8 protein-coding genes are annotated in these 17,593 nt (G+C 53.4%); 5 read left to right on the forward strand and 3 right to left on the reverse strand.

Annotation, left to right across the window (positions count from 1 at the left end; translation table 11 throughout):
* Positions 1 to 21: 21 nt before the first annotated feature.
* The 5 genes from DTL42_RS02500 to DTL42_RS02520 all read left to right on the forward strand — a co-directional run bounded on the left by DTL42_RS02500 (position 22) and on the right by DTL42_RS02520 (position 9,249).
* Entirely contained in the window at positions 22 to 2,865 is a 2,844-nt protein-coding gene (locus DTL42_RS02500; protein ID WP_114367111.1) for a serine hydrolase, read from the forward strand.
* A gap of 72 nt (positions 2,866 to 2,937) precedes the next feature.
* Complete coding sequence (locus tag DTL42_RS02505; protein ID WP_114367112.1) at positions 2,938 to 5,331, forward strand: serine hydrolase; 2,394 nt, start codon at positions 2,938 to 2,940, stop codon at positions 5,329 to 5,331.
* A 120-nt stretch (positions 5,332 to 5,451) separates the two neighbouring features.
* Entirely contained in the window at positions 5,452 to 6,780 is a 1,329-nt protein-coding gene (locus DTL42_RS02510) for an asparagine synthase C-terminal domain-containing protein (protein ID WP_114367113.1), read from the forward strand.
* On the forward strand, positions 6,737 to 7,735 hold the full coding sequence (locus tag DTL42_RS02515) for a radical SAM protein (protein ID WP_234824046.1): 999 nt from the start codon (positions 6,737 to 6,739) through the stop codon (positions 7,733 to 7,735). The genes DTL42_RS02510 and DTL42_RS02515 overlap by 44 nt, the downstream gene beginning before the upstream one ends.
* The gene (locus DTL42_RS02520; RefSeq protein ID WP_158545200.1) at positions 7,732 to 9,249 is read left to right on the forward strand and encodes an NAD(P)/FAD-dependent oxidoreductase; all 1,518 of its coding nucleotides are present in this window, start codon (positions 7,732 to 7,734) and stop codon (positions 9,247 to 9,249) included. Before DTL42_RS02515 ends, DTL42_RS02520 begins: the two co-directional genes overlap by 4 nt.
* A 16-nt stretch (positions 9,250 to 9,265) precedes the next feature.
* Here DTL42_RS02520 and DTL42_RS02525 read toward each other — a convergent pair whose 3' ends face one another.
* Genes DTL42_RS02525 through DTL42_RS02535 form a run of 3 tightly spaced genes read right to left on the reverse strand, consistent with a single transcriptional unit; the run spans position 9,266 to position 17,585 of the window.
* The gene (locus DTL42_RS02525) at positions 9,266 to 12,832 is read right to left on the reverse strand and encodes an FG-GAP-like repeat-containing protein (protein WP_114367116.1); all 3,567 of its coding nucleotides are present in this window, start codon (positions 12,830 to 12,832) and stop codon (positions 9,266 to 9,268) included.
* Between the two features lie 17 nt (positions 12,833 to 12,849).
* Complete coding sequence (locus DTL42_RS02530) at positions 12,850 to 14,709, reverse strand: CRTAC1 family protein (RefSeq protein ID WP_114367117.1); 1,860 nt, start codon at positions 14,707 to 14,709, stop codon at positions 12,850 to 12,852.
* On the reverse strand, positions 14,706 to 17,585 hold the full coding sequence (locus DTL42_RS02535) for a multiheme c-type cytochrome (RefSeq protein ID WP_114367118.1): 2,880 nt from the start codon (positions 17,583 to 17,585) through the stop codon (positions 14,706 to 14,708). Before DTL42_RS02535 ends, DTL42_RS02530 begins: the two co-directional genes overlap by 4 nt.
* Between the last annotated feature and the right edge of the window lie 8 nt (positions 17,586 to 17,593).

Consider the following 17,593-nt stretch of genomic DNA (forward strand, 5'->3'; position numbering starts at 1 on the left):
AGCCCCTTTCTGAGAAACATCATGAACGGCAATCTTTTCCGCGCGACATCTTTCGCATCCTTCAGTCTGATGCTTCTCACTTCTATTAGTTCGCAACTTGCCGCCGAGCCAGCAGACCTGTTGCTACGTGGTGGGCGCGTTGTCGATGGTACCGGGGCGCCCTGGTACCAAGCCGATATTCTAATCGACGACGGCAAAATCATTGAGATTGGTCATATCCAACCAGAGGCGGCCAAGCGAGTCATCGAAGCCGAAGGGCTGGTGGTGGCCCCTGGCTTCATCGACATGATGGGACAATCGGCAACACCTCTGTTGGAAAATCCGAATTCCGGAATCAATCTGCTAACCCAAGGAATCACGACCATCAACTGCGGCGAAGGCGCGTCGGAGGCCCCCTTAGGGGAAGAATCGCTTGAAACTCGTGGCTGGACGACAATGGCCGAGTATTTTCAACTGTTGGACATGAAAGGCTTGCCAGTCAATGTCGTCCAAACCGTTGGGCACACCCAAATTCGCAGGCTTGTCTTGGGTGAAGTCGATCGTCGCCCGAACGAGGAAGAACTCGCGCAGATGAAAGCCTACGTCGACGAGGCCATGGATGCCGGTGCGATTGGGCTTTCCACGGCGTTGATCTATCCGCCTGCAACGTACGCCCCAACCAAAGAGATCGCCGCGTTGGCTGCCGTCGCAGGCAAACATGGCGGCCGCTATTACACCCACATGCGAAACGAAGGAGACATGCTGCTCGAAGCGATCGACGAGGCGATTGCCATCGGCGACGAAGGGAATGTACCGGTTCATATTTTCCATCTGAAAGCAGCTGGACGTCAGAACTGGGGCAAAATGCAATTGGCGATCGCCCGCATCCAAGCGGCTCGTGCCGCAGGAAAAGAGGTCACCGCTGATATCTATCCCTACATCAACAACGGCTTAGGTATCGCCGCACTGATTCACCCTCGCCACTTTGCCATGGGGCGAGAAACGCTTTATCAAAAACTAAAAACCGATCAGGCATTGCGCGAAGAGATCAAGCAAGAGATGCTCACTACCGACGGTTGGGAAAACTGGTTTCGGCATGTTGGTCACGATTGGACCAAAGTAATTGTAGGTACTCCCGGTAAAGGAGCCTATTCCGAGTTCGCCGGTAGCAGCATCGCGGCAATTGCCCAGCAGCAAGGGGAAGATCCTTGGGATACGTTCTTTAATCTGGTCGATAGCGGCGCGTTCGTGATGCCACAAAGCATGACCGATGCCAACCTTATCGTCAAAATGCAGCAAGACTTTATCTCGTTCTGCACCGATGTCGGCCCTGTGCATGATCGTGGTGGGGCTTCTCACCCACGTGGCTTTGGTGCCTTTCCGCGGATGCTTTCTCGATACGTGCGTGACCTGGGGGTGATCTCGCTGGAACAAGCCGTTGCCAAAGCCAGTGCTGCGGCAGCCAACCATGTCATGGCCTACGACCGAGGCCGCATTTCAGAAGGTCTGGCAGCCGACATCATTGTGTTCGACTTCGAGAACCTGACCGAAAACGCGACCTTTGCGCAGCCGCACGAGCTATCGACCGGCATGAAATTCGTGATCGTCAACGGCGAGGTCGTGCTCGACGACGGCAAGTTCACCGGTGCGCGGCCTGGTCGCGTATTGCGTGGCCCTGGCTACCAAAAAGCGAAAGCGCCCTACGCGATCGTCACCGGCAAAGGCTTCGAAGAAACGAAAGCCATCGACGCCGCCGTTCAATCGGCCATGCAAGAGTTCGCCATCCCCGGTGCCGCCATCGCAATTACCCATCAGGGGCGGCTGGTGTACGCTCGTGGATTCGGTTACGCCGATATTGGTGCCCGGCAACCGGTAGAACCAGATAGCTTGTTTCGTCTGGCCAGCATCTCGAAGCCAATTACCGCCGTGGCGATTATGCAGTTGATCGAGCAAGGTAAACTTTCGCTGGACGACAAAGTGTTTGAGATTCTCGAATACGAACCGATCTTAGAAGGCGAAGCCAAATTTGATCTGCGGTTGAATGAGATTACTATCCGGCATTTGCTGCAGCATCGTGGCGGCTGGGATCGTGATAAGTCGTTCGATGCCATGTTCCGTTCGGTCGACTTCGCCAATCTAGCTCAAATGCCTCCTCCGGCGGATTGCGATGCGATCATTCGGGTGATGCTTGGCAAACCACTCGATTTTAGTCCAGGTGAGCGATATGCGTATTCGAACCTTGGCTATTGCATTTTAGGACGCGTCATTGAGAAGCTGACCGGCGAACCATACGAGCAGTACGTCTTGGACCATGTCTTGCGTCCGATTGGCGCTGAGGGAATGCGGCTCGGGGCGACCCATTTGTCGGGTCGAGCCGAAGGCGAAGTTCGCTACTACGATCCTGGTTTCGGCCGCTCGGTATTCGCGGAAACCCTTGGCCAGAAAGTTCCGAATGCTTACGGCGCCTGGTACTTGGAATCGATGGATGCGCATGGTGCCTGGATTTCTTCGGCGATTGATCTCGCCAAGTTCGGGGCAGCATTCGACGAGCCTGAGAACTGCCCGATCTTGAGTGCCGCTTCGATCGAGTTAATGCACACGCCAGCCCCGAACGAGAAAAACGCTACCGCACGTCACTATGTTGCCGGCTGGAGCGTAAGCACCGATAACAACGGCCTGAAGAGCATCGGGCACAACGGATCGTTGCCCGGCACAAATACGTTGCTGGCTCGCCGATCAGATGGTACGAACATAGTGATCCTGCTTAACGCACGCACTTCTGGCAAGAACAATCAATTGATCGGCATTGTCAACAATCGAGTAAAAGCCGCCATCGATTCGATTCAAGCGTGGCCTGATACCAACCTGTTTGAGTCCGCTCCGTAACCACCACCGCAGCCCCACCCAACCAGTTCGTTCTTCCAGCTGATTCCATAGAACGGCCAAGGAATTCTCCCTATGTCGAAGCATGTTTGTTTGTTGTTAAGCTTGCTGACTTTCACACTGCTGGGGTTCGCAATCATGACCAACTCGTCCAGTAAAGCACAAGCGCCAGACAGCACCTCCAACCATGCGGCGGTCGATTACGGCCCAGCGATCGCTAAGCTAAAAGCGGCTGTCCAGTACGAGGTCTCTCAGCACGACTTGCCTGCGTTTTCGATTTCGTTGGTCGACAATAAGCAGATCGTTTGGGCGGATGGGTTTGGTTATCAAGATGCCGACAAGAAGGTGCCTGCCACATCCCAAACCATTTATCGCGTAGGCTCGGTCTCGAAGTTATTCACAGACATCGCCGTGATGCAGTTGGTTGAACAAGGCAAGCTCGACATCGACGCCCCAGTCCAAGAGATTCTTCCCGACTTCACCCCTGAGAATCCTTACGATACCCCGATCACTTTACACCAGTTGATGTCGCATCGATCTGGCCTGGTCCGTGAACCTCCGGTCGGCAACTACTTTGATCCCACTGAACCAACGCTGGCCGAGACCATCGCCAGCTTGAATCAAACCAAGCTCGTCTATCCCCCCAACACCAAGACCAAATATTCCAATGCGGCGGTTTCGGTCGTAGGCGAGGCCCTTGCTGCCAAAACAGGCATGCCTTTCGAACAACAGATCGAACAAACGCTGCTCCAACCTCTGCAGATGCCCAATAGCAGTTTCGATCGTCCTAGTGACAAAACCGAGCTACTGGCCACGGGTTGGATGTGGACTTACGACGAGCGTCGTTTCGAAGCCCCCACATTTCCGCTTGGCACTGGGCCCGCTGGCAACTTCTATTCCAGCGTCGCAGATCTTTCGCAGTTGTTGATTTGCTTGTTTCAAGAGGGTGCCACACCCAATGGACCGATCTTAAAGTCCGAAACGTTGCAGCAGATGATCACCCCGACCAAGGATGAACATGGGGCCGAAAATCGTGACTTTGGAATTGGTTTCCACATTCAGAAGCTAGACAACCACACCAAGGTTGGACATGGTGGAGCAATCTATGGGTTCTCGACTCAGTTTGAAGCGTTGCCAGAACGAAAACTGGGCGTAGCGGCGGCGGCTTCTTTAGATGGCACCAACGATATTGTACGCCAGCTGACCAACTACGCGTTACGCTTGATGATCGCTACGCAAGATGGGCAGCCGCTGCCGGAATACCCCACAACCGCTACGCTGGCAACCGAGCGGGCCAAAGCATTGATCGGCACGTACCAGAAACAAGGTGGAACCGACATCCTCAAGATCTCGGAACTCAACGGCGATGTCTTTCTCGCTCAAGGTGTTTTCCGTCGACAATTGCGAGCCACGTCTAAACAGGGAGCCATAGTGACCGACGATCCCTTTGGATTTGGTACCCCAGTTGCGCCTAGCGGTTCCCAGGGAATTAAATTTGCTGATGCAATTTACGAACGCCTTCCGCACGAGCCTCCTGCTGGCATTCCGGAACGCTGGCAAGGGTTAATCGGCGAATATGGCTGGGATCACAATACGCTCTATATCTTGGAAAAAGATGGCCAACTGCATGCATTGATCGAATGGTTTTACGACTATCCTTTAACCGAGCTTGGCCCCAACGAGTTTGCGTTTCCAGATTATGGTCTGTACCACGGCGAGAAACTGTTCTTTGCTCGCGACGAAAGGGATTCCGCCACGGAAGTTACGGCTGCTGAGGTGTTGTTCAAACGGCGTCCGGTCGGCACACCGCATGGCGATACCTTCAAAATCAAGCCTGTAAGGCCGATTGAAGAGATCCGTCCTGAAGCCATGGCGGCAACGCCTCCGGCTGAGTCAGGCGACTTCGTCGAGTCCGATCTCGTAGAGCTAACGTCGCTCGATCCGACGATCAAGCTAGACATTCGCTACGCCACCACGAACAACTTCATGGGCGCGGTGATGTACAAGCAACCGAAAGCGTTCATGCAGCGCCCTGCCGCCGAAGCTTTAGTGCGGGCACATCATCGCTTGAAAGAACGTGGCCTCGGATTGCTGATCCACGACGCCTATCGCCCCTGGTTCGTTACCAAGATGTTCTGGGATGCCACCCCTGCTTCCATGCAAGACTTTGTCGCCAATCCAGCAAATGGATCGCGGCATAATCGAGGTTGTGCGGTCGATCTTACCCTGTACGACTTGGCTACCGGCGAGCCGGTTGAAATGGTCGCAACCTACGACGAATTCTCTCCTCGTTCATTCCCACTCTACCCAGGGGGAACAACCCGCCAACGTTGGTATCGTCAGTTTCTACGCGAAACGATGGAAGCAGAGAAGTTCACGATCTACCCCTTAGAGTGGTGGCACTTCGATTATCAAGACTGGAACAAGTATCGTATCGGTAACGAAACTTTCGAGGAGCTAACCAACTAAGTCAGTCCAACTAGGACGCACGGCTGTTTCCGAGCGTGACATCTGTTGTTGAAGCATATTCGGTTTGGCATAATTTGAGGTTGAACTGCTCGACCTCTTCATGCCAAATCCGAGATGCCAATGTCTAACGTTGTTCCGATTGAACGCCTAGTAAATCTGCTCGATCCTCAGGGCAACTCCATTTTCAATATGACGGTGGAAGAAGCCGTTGCCCGCGTTGCGTCTGGCGATCCGAACCAGGTGCGAGAGATCGATGGTCATTTCGCGTTACTCTCGAAAAACGGCACCATCATTCGCATGGCGCGTTCGCTGGGACGACCGATGCGATACTTCCTGGCGAAGCGTTCCGAAGGGCCTTGCCTGGTTGTGGCCGAGCGGATCGACGAGATCTACACCTTTCTGAAAAGCGAAGGACTGCATGGGCAGTTTCACCCTTCCTACACACGCATGGTGCCTGCGCATCATATTCTGGAATTGGCCCTTGTCGGTTGCCCTGACCCGAATCCCACAACCACGCGTTATTTCGATCCGCAACCGAATCAGTTCAGCACCGATTTAGATGAAATTGGCCACAGGTACATCAGCAAACTTGCTGCCGAAATCAATCACTGGCTCGATACAATCCCCAGCGAAGAACCGCTCGGAGTGATGTTTTCTGGGGGGATCGATAGTGGGTCGGTTTTTCTGGTTTTATACGATCTACTGCTCAAGCGTGGCCAATCACCGGCTCGTCTAAAAGCGTTCACACTGACCGTCGAGGATGGGGGAACCGATGCGGCCCAGGCCGAACAGTTTTTAGCAGAGCTTGATTTAGGTCTATTTTGGGAGCCAATTTCTGCCCCCCGGTCTGATCTCGACTTCCGTGAAGCGATTCGCATCATCGAAGACTACAAACCACTCGATGTCCAAGCCGCCACCATGGGACTGGCGCTTTGTCGTGGTATTCGCCGCCGATATCCGGATTGGAAGTATTTGATCGATGGCGATGGAGGAGACGAGAACCTCAAAGACTATCCCATTGAAGAAAACCCGGAACTTACGATTCGCAGTGTGCTGAACAACCAGATGCTATACCAGGAAGGTTGGGGGGTGAACGCCGTTAAGCATTCGCTCACCTATTCTGGCGGACAAAGCCGCGGGCACGTTCGCTCCCACGCGCCTGCCAAGTCGCTCGGCTTCCATGGCTTTAGCCCGTACGCATTGCCCAATGTGATCGAGGCCGCCGAAGGAATTCCTTTCATTGAGTTGACCGATTGGAATCATGACGCGCTTTATCAACTAAAGGGCGAGATCGTACGCCGTGGTGTGCAGCAGATTACCGGGCTGACCATGCCGATCTTCGAGAAACAACGCTTCCAACATGGAACGGTTTCCAGCGAACAATTCGCCGAACTCTTCCCCACCCATGAAATCGAATACCGGCGTGCGTTCGCTCAACGATATGAGTAAGCCCCCTTATCGCCTGAACGACGTTGAGATCGTAAAGCATCGTCCGCCGAAGAATAACGTTACGCCAGATCGACCTTACGCCCACCTTGTTGAGCAAGAGCGCGCGGCAAATGGGCAGATTGTAGACGTGGCGACGCTTTTTCTCACCAATCGAGAATGCCCCTTTCGTTGTTTGATGTGCGATTTATGGAAGAACACCACCGACACAAGCATTCCCGTTGGGTCTATCCCCCAGCAAATCGATTTCGCCCTAAGCGAACTGCCGCCAGCGAAGCATCTCAAGCTGTACAACAGCGGCAACTTCTTCGATGCCCAGGCGATTGCTCGGGACGATTTCACGCACATTGCCCAGCGGGCTCAAGCGTTCGATCACGTGATCGTCGAAAATCATCCTCGTCTTTGTAATCGCGTTTGTAGCCAGTTTCGCGAACAACTTGGCAATACCACCTTGGAAATCGCTCTCGGACTCGAGACCATCGATCCAGCCGTGTTGCCGTTGCTGAACAAACAGATGACGCTCGACGATTTCGCCAGGGGAGTCGAAACGTTACTTGCGGCAGATATTGTCGTGCGTACTTTTATTTTGCTGAAAGCCCCCTTTCAAAATGAAACGCAAGGCGTGGAGTGGGCGATCCGGTCCATCGAATACGCTCTGGGGCTAGGGGCTGGTTGCTGTGCCGTGATTCCCACGCGAGCAGGAAACGGAATCATGGAGAAACTGCAAGCCGACGGCTACTTCTCTCAACCAACGTTGTCTTCCTTAGAAATCGTAATGGACGAGGGATTGAAGCTGGCAGAAGGCCGCGGGCGAGTCTTTGTCGACCTGTGGGATCTCGAACAGTTTGCGGTTTGTCCCCTCTGTGTAAGAAGCCGACGAGACCGACTTAGTCAGATGAACCTGAATCAGCGTATACTTCCGCAGGTTTCGTGTTCGTGCCGAGAGTTGATTTTGTGAGTGAGAAACTTTCGGTAGACATCGCGGTGATTGGGGCAGGTTTTGGTGGCAGCTTAGCAGCCCTGTTGCTCCATCGTATCGGCTTTCGCGTGGTACTGCTCGAACGAGGAAGTCACCCACGGTTTGCTTTGGGGGAATCATCGACCCCCACGGCCGATCTTGTCCTGCGTGATTTGGCCCGACAATACGACTTGCCCTTTCTCGGCACGATTTCGCGTTATGGCGAGTGGCAACAAGCGTTTCCTGACGTAGTGCGTGGTCCGAAGCGAGGTTTCTCTTACTTCTATCATCGGCCAGAGGAGGAGTTCGTTTCGTATGCTGACCATCGCAACGAACTGTACGTTGCAGCAAGTCAGGATGAAGTTCATGCCGATACGCACTGGCTCCGTAGCGATGTCGATACGCTATTTGTTCGCCAAGTCGAGTCGGCGGGAATTCCTTACTTTGATCATACGCAAGTCACCATTCAAAGCGACAAGCCAAGTTGGCAGCTAACCGGCCTGCGTGAAGGCGCTTCGTCGATAACGATTGCCGCCGAGTTTTTAATCGATGCCACCGGCAAGGCGGCTTTCCTTCCCCAGACGCTTGGCTTAACCCCAATTGGCGATCGTATGCGAACGCACTCGCAGGCCATTTTTGCACACATGGAAGGAGTGACTCCTTGGGAGACCCTACTCAATCAGCAGCACGGTTCGCTCGATGACTATCCTTTTCCTTGCGATGCTGCAGCGCTCCATCATTTGCTGCAAGATGCCTGGATGTGGCAATTACGTTTCGACAACGGCGTGACCAGTGTCGGTATTGCCTCCAGCATACCGCCCCATGGCAACAAGCGAACCTCCTCTGCCCAGCAGCAGTGGGAAACAACTCTGCAGCGTTACCCTTCCCTGGCCCAGCAGTTCGCCACGGCTCGTGTTGTTGCTCCGGGGAACGAGGTTTGTCAAACATCACGCCTGCAACGGCAATGGTCTCGATTCTGCGGAGACAACTGGGCCCTATTGCCCCACACAGCAGGTTTCGTCGATCCTCTCTACAGCAGCGGAATCGCCCAAACGGTGTGCGGTGTCGAGCGGCTCTGTTCCCTGCTGGAAAGAAGCTGGCAGCGCGAAGACATGCCCGCAAGACTTCAGCAGTATTCTCAAGCAATGGAAGCGGAACTCGATTTGCTAGACGAGTTGATCTCGGGAAGTTACGCAGCCATGAGCCGTTTCGACCTCTTCGTTCCCTATTCGATGCTTTACTTTGCTGCGGCGACCAATTACGAAACAGAGCGTCTTGCGACAGGGTTCCAACCCAACCAGGCAATGCTTTGCGCTGCCGACCCTGCGTTTCGTACGATGGTATCAAAGGTTCACCAACAACTAATACAAGCGTTGCAAACGCCACCCGACGGCCAACGATACGGTCGATTCTTTCAAGTGGTGGCCGAGGCAATCGCCCCCTTTAACATCGCTGGGCTTTGCGACACCACGGTGAATAACCTCTACCGTTACACAGCCGTTGATAAATCATAATGGCGAGCCCACAACGCTAGGGTGCAAGCCATTGATTTCGAAAACGGGCACTTTGCTGTTGCCGTGTTTGGTACGCTTCGAGATAGTCGCGATACGCTGAATCGTCCCGGTACGATTGCGCAGGATAGCTTCCCATATTTTGATAGGGGAGCGGCTCGGAGGAAGTTCCGTAGATTGTGTTGAGATCGGCATCTTTATCCCATCCGACGGAATGAAGCACAAAATCTCGCTTCCAACCAGGCGGAAGGGGTTGGGCAGGAATGTCGAAGGTCAGGGCCATTTCATCACCCGATCCCATGACAACCAACTGATCGTCAACCTTTTGCAAGAGAGGGAGCACATCTCCGTAGCGAGTAAACTGACCACTCATGGCCGACCACTTAGGTAAGGTCGAGACATTTTCGTAGTCGTAACGTTCAGGGCCGAAGCCAGGATGGACGATCGGTTCTGAGAAACCTCGGTAAGCGAGTTCCGCTGTGCGTAAGTTCAATAGAGTTTCCCGCACCTCAACCGCTGGCGTAACCACAGTAACAAACGCTTCGTCCCAATAGATCTCATTGCTGGTTACCACTCGTAGCCGCCGCGAGTCACCCGCGAAAGCGTGCGAGATGTCTATCGCAATTGTCTTGGTCTTGCCGCCAGGAAAACCGGTAAACGGAATCGTTTCAACCCACTTCCCTTCGTTATCCAGTGTTTCGAGAAAAGGAGGACGCGGCCCTGGCATGGCCTGATTCTCGGCCAAGCCAACGTTAATCGAAGTATCTGCGGGATAGATCCAACCGGTCAGAAAGAGCGTGATTTGGGAAGCATCTTGCGGAAGATCGAAAAGAAGTTCGATGTAGTGTGGTTCGGTAACACCTTGTAAGAACTTTCGTTCGAATCCCTTCACGTACTGATCGTCTTGCTTCGCCAACAAGTCGAGAACATCCCGTCCCTGCGAGTCGAGGGCAATCGTTGGCGCAATCTTTTGGCCGACAACGTGCAGCTTTGGTTCGGCGATGCTGGGGGGACCGACTTTCTCGTTCGTATAGACCTCGACTTCCGCCGGATGATCGACCGCGAACAGTTCGACCTGGTCGAAATAAGCGGCTTCCCATAGCTCTTCCGTAATCCGCAGTTTGTATTGGCCATTCGCTTCTGCCAACAGATGGCCGGGCACTTTAATGTATTCCCACGGGCGATCAGGCGCGATCTGGCCTTCTGCCGTTTGCAAACCAATGGGTGCCGCCCAGAGCAAGTCGGTCACAAACTCGAATCGATCACCGTTCCAAGCGTACAAATAGGGACAAGAGCCTTTCAGCGTCTGCCGTTCGGTTATCAGCGTGTTGACCTTTGGCTGAAGGATGCTTTGGGGAATGCCGTTGGTCCAGATCACGCGGAGGGCGTCGGCTTGCGTCCGTTTACCAAGGCCGAAATGCGTGGTCTCCGCACGAACGACTTGTGCCTGGTAGCTGATGTCGCTACGCAGTTCTAACAACGAACCGAGCCCGTATTGATTGACGCGTCCACTCGGACTCGCTGCGCCTCCCTTAACTTGGGCTGCCAACAAGCGAACGTTGATCCAGTTGTTTTGATTTCCGCCTTCGTTGAATACGGGCAAGATTGCCTCTGGCAACAACAAGACAAGATCAAGATCACCATCCTGATCGAGATCGGCTGTTCGAGCGGCTACGATATTTGCTTCCTGTGCAGAAAGCACGCCTTTTGTTGGGACAAGCTTTCCGTCGGCGGTCCCTCGTAGCAGTTGAAGTTGTGCATCTTCATACGCTAACAAATCTTCCCGGCCATCGTTATCGTAGTCGAGTATTCGCCAATGTTTGGGAAACTTTCCAGCGGCGATCCGCGTTGTATCCAGTGGAACTACCTTCCCTGCTTCCACTGTCCGGGTGCGTGCCAGATTTAAGGAATTTGAATCGGCAAACAAGATATCCCAACTGGCGTTCGAATCGATATCGACGATATCAAAAACGGTTGCTCGGTCGATTCCGGGGAAGTCTTCATTCAACGAACACCACCGCATTCGACGATGCCGGAGGTTCTCGAATATACCAAAGCCGGGGGCCCCTTCATAAGCAACCAAGATATCGATATCGGTATCACGATCCCAATCGACCGCGATTGCTTGGACCATCGGTCCACTATTTTCCATTCCTGAAATCGCGTCGTCTGCCCAAGGCTTAAAGTGCAGTCCATCAACGTTGCTCCAAACCATCGGCTTTCCCGGCGTGCCGAGGAAGAGATCGAGGTCACCGTCGTGATCGAGATCAGCCAGAACTGCCGTTTGAACCTCTGGCACCGCTGATTCTTGTTCGACAATTGCCAATGTCAGCGGGTTTGCCTGTTGGTTCTCTACAACCGCGATACCGCTCGGGCCGTACAAGATAAAATCGATGTCTGCCGTCTGACGAACTTCTCCGTCGGTTATTTCCGAATCGCCATCTAGATCGGCAGCCAGAATGTTCGTGAAATCTCCGGCGATTGGAATCCGAATCGGTGGTGAATACCCCTCGCTGTTTTTCTCCTGCAAGAAGACCAGCAACGCATCGTTCGTTAAGACAACAAGGTCTAGCGTGTCGTTGCGATCGACGTCGACCAGGACCAAGTCGCGGGTGTTTGTGGCTTCGCCCAGCTTGGTTTGTTGGCCAGCAGCAAACTTCACGTCGATGGGGGGCTCAGGTGTGGTTAGTTCGCCGGCATGGGCAAGATAAAACTGTGGCGAAAAATCGGTCACGACAAATTCCAGCGGGCTCCGCTCCACAATTAAGCGATCACTCTGAACCGCTTCTTCAGCTCGAGTTGCGTTTCGCATCATCTGAACCGACCGCCGCACCGACGGCCAATCACCTTGTTGGGCCGCCTCACGGGTTTTGGCGATCATGTCTGCTAACGAAACATTCACCAAGCGTTGAACCGAAGCTTCGAGCGGGGCAAACACTTTTTCGGCTCGGTCTAGTACGGCGACAATCTGCGGCGATTGCTGTTGAGCCAAGCTTGGTAGCTGTTCGAGCAGCACGGCCAGGTTGTCAGGTGCCAGCTGCGCCGCCTTGGCAAGCAGCTCTTCACTTGCGTTTGTCTGTTCAGGCCCAGCTTCCTTGGCCGTTAAGTAGGCCTCGAACCAGATTGCGGCATTGGTGGGATCTAATTCGCCTGCCCTTTGCCAGGCTTTCAGCGCTGCCGGAGTCTCGCCGTGGGCCTTATCTGCGCGGGCTAAAAGGCTATAGGTAGTCGCGGAATTGGGTGCGATTTCCTTAAGACGTTCTATCGCCAGCGAAAGTTGTTGCAGTGCCTCCGTACTCGGCGGGCCCCCAGCATTTTGGATCGCCATGAGATAAGCCACGACCTGATTTTGCGGGCCCAGGGGCTCGTCTGGAAATGCTTCTGCCAGCTGGCTCCAAGCCGTGAAAGTCTTGTCCGGCTGATCCGCTTCTAGATAGCCAAGTGCGACGTTCTTAGCACTTAGCAGTTCCCGCAGCTGCGTTGTTTCTTGTTCTATTTTTGCCGTCCTCCAATTGAGGAAGACCAAAGCAACAAGCACCAAAAGAGCGGCTCCGACGCTCAGGAGTAGCTTCCATGATAACTGCATAGCTCGAAGCGTTTACCTTAGGTTGACTTCGTAATCGTGTGAAACTGGTTGACGGGCAGTGGCGGTACCTCTTGAATCGTACCGTCCGGCCAAAGGATTTTGATCGAGTCAATCTTATCGATAGTACCCAGGCCGAATGTCAGCGGTAATTCCACTTGACTTAAATAACTACGCGTGGGCATGACCTGCCGACGCAGCGTTTGCCCGCCAGCGGTCAATTCAACCACTGCCCCCAGGGCTCCGGTATTGCCGTCACCACCGTCCAGCTTAAGACGCACCCAGTTCGCAGGCAAGTTGGCATCGTTGCGTAGTAGCCGAGGGGGACCTCCCAGGCCTGCGATCACGACATCTAAATCGCCATCGTTGTCGATATCGGCGAAAGAGGATCCACGCCCAACCATCGGCTTCACCAAGTCGCTTCCGCACTTATCTTCTGGCACGGGAATAAACTCAGTCGCTTGTTCCGGTCCACAGTTCTTGAACAACTGAGGAGGCTGTTCGTAATGCTGGCTTTCTTGAACACGATGGATATCCCGCTCGAGATGCCCGTTAGCTGCCAGCAAATCGAGCTTGCCATCGCTATCGTAATCAAAAAAGAAAACACCGAAGGTTAGTTGCAAGCGAGTTTGAGGACCAAGCCCAGTTGCGACCGCTTCATCGACAAACAGCATGCCACTCTCGTCGGCCACGTAGAGGGCGGTCATTTCATTCGAAAAGTTTCCGATCACAACCCCGGCATCATTAGTATTACGGAAGGTACCAATATCAATTCCCATTGCCCCCCGCGCGTTGCCGTTGTCGTCAAACGCGATCCCTGACAAGCTCCCCTGCTCTTGGAAGGTGCCGTCTCCCTGGTTGTGAAATAGAAAATTCTGGACGGTGTCATTAGAGACAATCAGATCGATCCAACCATCGTGATCGAGATCGGTCATAACGACGCCCAGCGATTTACCGAGCGGAACGTTATTCACGGGGTCTCGTATTTGCAGCCCAGCTTCTTGGGTCACGTCTGTAAAGGTGCCGTCCCCTTGGTTTTGAAACAGATAAGGAAACGTGCCGCCAAAATTCTGCGGACGACCGTACGCGCGTTCTCCACCGGTTAGCTGAAAATTCTGGCTGGTATCGTACGGTCGTTTCCAATCGAGGTAATTACAAACGAACAGATCGAGGTCCCCATCCTTGTCGTAGTCGAACCAACCGCAGCTGGTACCCCACACGTCCTCGCCACCGGCGACGCCTGCCTGGCTGGCAACTTCCTGAAACTTGCCGTGACCTAAGTTCCGAAACAGATAGTTTCTGCCAACTGCGGTCAGGTAAACATCGACCAACGAATCACCATCGTAATCACCCACAGCCACCCCCATGCCGTAGCACTCGATATCGAGTCCGGATCCGGCAATCACGTTTGTAAACTTGCCGGTACCATCATTCTCGTACAAAGCCTGCAGGCTCGGCTGATGGTTTTCTCCACGATTCCAGGGCCACACGCAGCTATTGGTTAACAGGAGATCTTGATCACCGTCGTTATCGAAGTCGAAAAACGCGCAGCCCCCTCCCATGGTTTCTGGTAGCAGTTTTTCGTCGGAAGCGCCATTCTGTTGCACAAAATCGATGCCTGCTTGCTTCGTAATATCGGTAAACGTTACGGCAGGAATCTCTATCTCAGTTGCCTGGCGAGTTTCAACATTGCTCAGCTTTGCCTCGACGGGCGGCGGCGGTGTTTTATCTGGCAGTAGGAAATAGACCACGCCCATACCTAGGCCAGCCACAACCGCGATGATTACCAGCGACCACCGCAAAGCTTGCCCGATGACCTGGTCGTCGTGATCCAACTCCGGGTCTTCGGCTGTCAGGTTGGCTTGCGTCTTGTCACTCATTCCGATTTCTCTTCCTCGTCCTTCGCAGGCTTCTCGTTTGCTTGCTCTGGGGTTTGGTCTTTGCGGCGTTGTAGGGAATACTTCGTCACTTCTTCTGAAGCATGGTTGGCCGCTGGGTACTTCTCACGCGCCAGTCGAACGGCGTTCCCCTTAGCCGTGTCATCCAATTTATAGCGTTCGTGCAGTTCGGCATGGTGCTGAGCTTTATCTGGTTCATCCAGAGCCGAATAGACTCGCTGCAGATTGTAATGGGCGGTCAGGTTCTCAGAATCGATCTCTAGCGTACGGTGAAAGTACTCTGCCGATTCGTGCCAATAAGCGATCGCTTCTAGCTCTTTTCCTTGTCGGCGTCGCTGCGTTCCTAAGTCGAACAGGGTTTGTCCCAGCAAGTTCAGCACGACATAGTCTTTGCTGAAATCAAACCCACGCCGGACCATCTCAGGCGTCCGACCATCGACCACACTTTTCAGGTTATTAATCGCTTCGGGCAGATTGCCTTGTTCGCGATTGACCATGCCGCTGAGCCAAGCCCATGTCCATTCTGGATAGTTTTTCTCGCCAGAGAATTGCTTTGCTCGCTGCAATGCTGCCACCGCTTCGTCTAAACGCCCCTCTGCGGCATAGGTGCGAGCCAAATTCATGGGCCCATCCCACCGCTTCAATTTCTCGACTTCAGCAAAGGCTTCACCAGCTTGGCGCAGTTGTTTCTTCCCAGAGATTAATAGTCCAATCCCATAGTCGTTCCAGCGTTTCCACAAGTCGAATTTCGGAATGGGATTATCGACTTTGATATCAGAGCCTGCGACGGCGAATTTCATGGTATCGGTCGCTAAGATGGTAACCGGCAAATCGTTGATATAGGTTCCATCTACTTCGGTCCCGCGGATCTTGTTTCCCAACTGCTTGTTGGCCTTAGCAACAAAGTCCATGTACTCTTGATCGAACTTGCGATACTTGAGTTTCGCTTCCACCGTAATCGGGCCTTCAACGTCCTCAGGCAACGTGAATTCGTAGTGAACCGTATCCGCCGCCCCAGGTGGAATCTGATTGTTGTACAACGGTGTGAAAATATCTTGGGCGTTGCGACGGTTGATTCGATTGCCATGCTTGTCCAACATGAACACGTTCACACGATGTGCCCAGGGATCGACCTCGTTCCCATGCTGCGAATCAATACCTCCACTGTGACCAACGATTCGATCGCCAGATTTAACGACGACCTCTAGCCAGATTTCGTTCGAGTCGACCGTACCTTGCGAAAAGTGATGCCCGAGTTTCAAAGTACGAATCACTACGTCCAAAAGATACTTCTGGCCTGGCACCAGTACCGGGGCTTCCGGGCGGAGCGGCGCGATGAGCGGCGAATCGATTTCGCCGCCAGGACGAAGCCCAAAGATATCAACTCGGGTCACATCCTCTAAAAACTTCTGATGAGCTGCCGTGGTCTCTGGTTTGTCTAGCAGCCATGAAATGCCCGTGTTTGCCGAAGGGAACAAATGATCGTGGATTTTTAATATGCCGGAACCATCGAAGTCTTGTGCCCCGAAATCGTGGGACGGCTCAAGCGGCATGTGGCAGCCGTTGCAATTTACCTGGGCTGTTTCCGGGTAGTAAAAGCTACGGCTACCATGTCCTGAGACACCACTGATCAAATACGAATCGTAGTGGTTTTGTCCGCGCAGAAAGTCTTTATAGTGTGTCACTTCAGCTGGCAGATGCACCTTGTGACACGTCGAACAAAACTCGGCCGTTTTATGGAACGGTTTGAGAAAAGTTTGTTTATGGAAGGCAGGCTTCGCTTTAACCAACTGATTGTTGATCCATTGCAGCGCGGGATTATCGCTGTATGCGAATGGATATTGCAACGGTTCTTCAATGGTGTAATCGGCGTTGCCTCGATTGCTGTTAACGTTTGTAATTGCGTGACAAACCGTGCACGTAATCCCCGCTTGGCCGCTTGGATCGTGTAGCATGTCGAAGTTAGGGTCGTCGAACTTGCCGCTGAAAAACGGTACGGGATCGTGACAACCGGCACACCAACGCGAGGCGTGAACCGAACCATCTCGCTCAAACGATACTTGGCGGGTTTCGTTGACACTGGCCAAGTAGGCTGGATTATTAAACGAACTGAAGCGATGCGCGCTATCCTTCCAGCCGTTATGAGCGTCCTCGTGGCACCGCTTGCAATATTGATCGTTCATCATGGCGCGGGCCGGAATAAAATCTCCGGAATTGGTTCGCGCAAGGGAAGGAGAGAAATACTGCAGTCCGGACTCCGGCCCTACCGCATTCCAACGACGCGGGTCTTCGCGATGCAGCACCGTCATCAGCAGCAACATGACCGCAACCACGCCAAGATACCCCAAACCAATTCGCCATTTGATTTTGGGACCGACCAGGCGATGCAGCCAATACAGCCAAATGGCCACCAAAGGAACGATCACGTGCAGCCAGTAGACAACACTTCGTAAAGCAGGCTGCCGGAGATCGAATCCGCTGACTCGGGTCAACAAAATCCCTGTTACCAGCACTACGATCCCTGCCGCCAACAACGCATAACCAATACGAATCGCACGTATCTTCTTGCGGTTTCTCGTCGCATACCAATGGACTCCACCAAACACCAGAAAAGGCACAATCAACAAGAAACCAAGAACGAGATGTCCCAGAAACATGTACTGATAGAAGTAGTTCTGGTACGAGTGCCCCGAAAACCATTCCATTGCCGTGATCGCAGACAAGTACGCCGAATTCGCAAAAAGAACTGCGACGATCGCCAACACGACATTTAGCAAGATGCGCAAACGTGGACTCACGGCGCGAGCAACCTTTGGTTTGTTCGCGGCTTTCGCTAAGAGGTCTTGTTTGACTTCCATAGGATGTA

It is taken from the genome of Bremerella cremea (genome assembly GCF_003335505.1).
GTDB lineage: Bacteria > Planctomycetota > Planctomycetia > Pirellulales > Pirellulaceae > Bremerella > Bremerella cremea_A.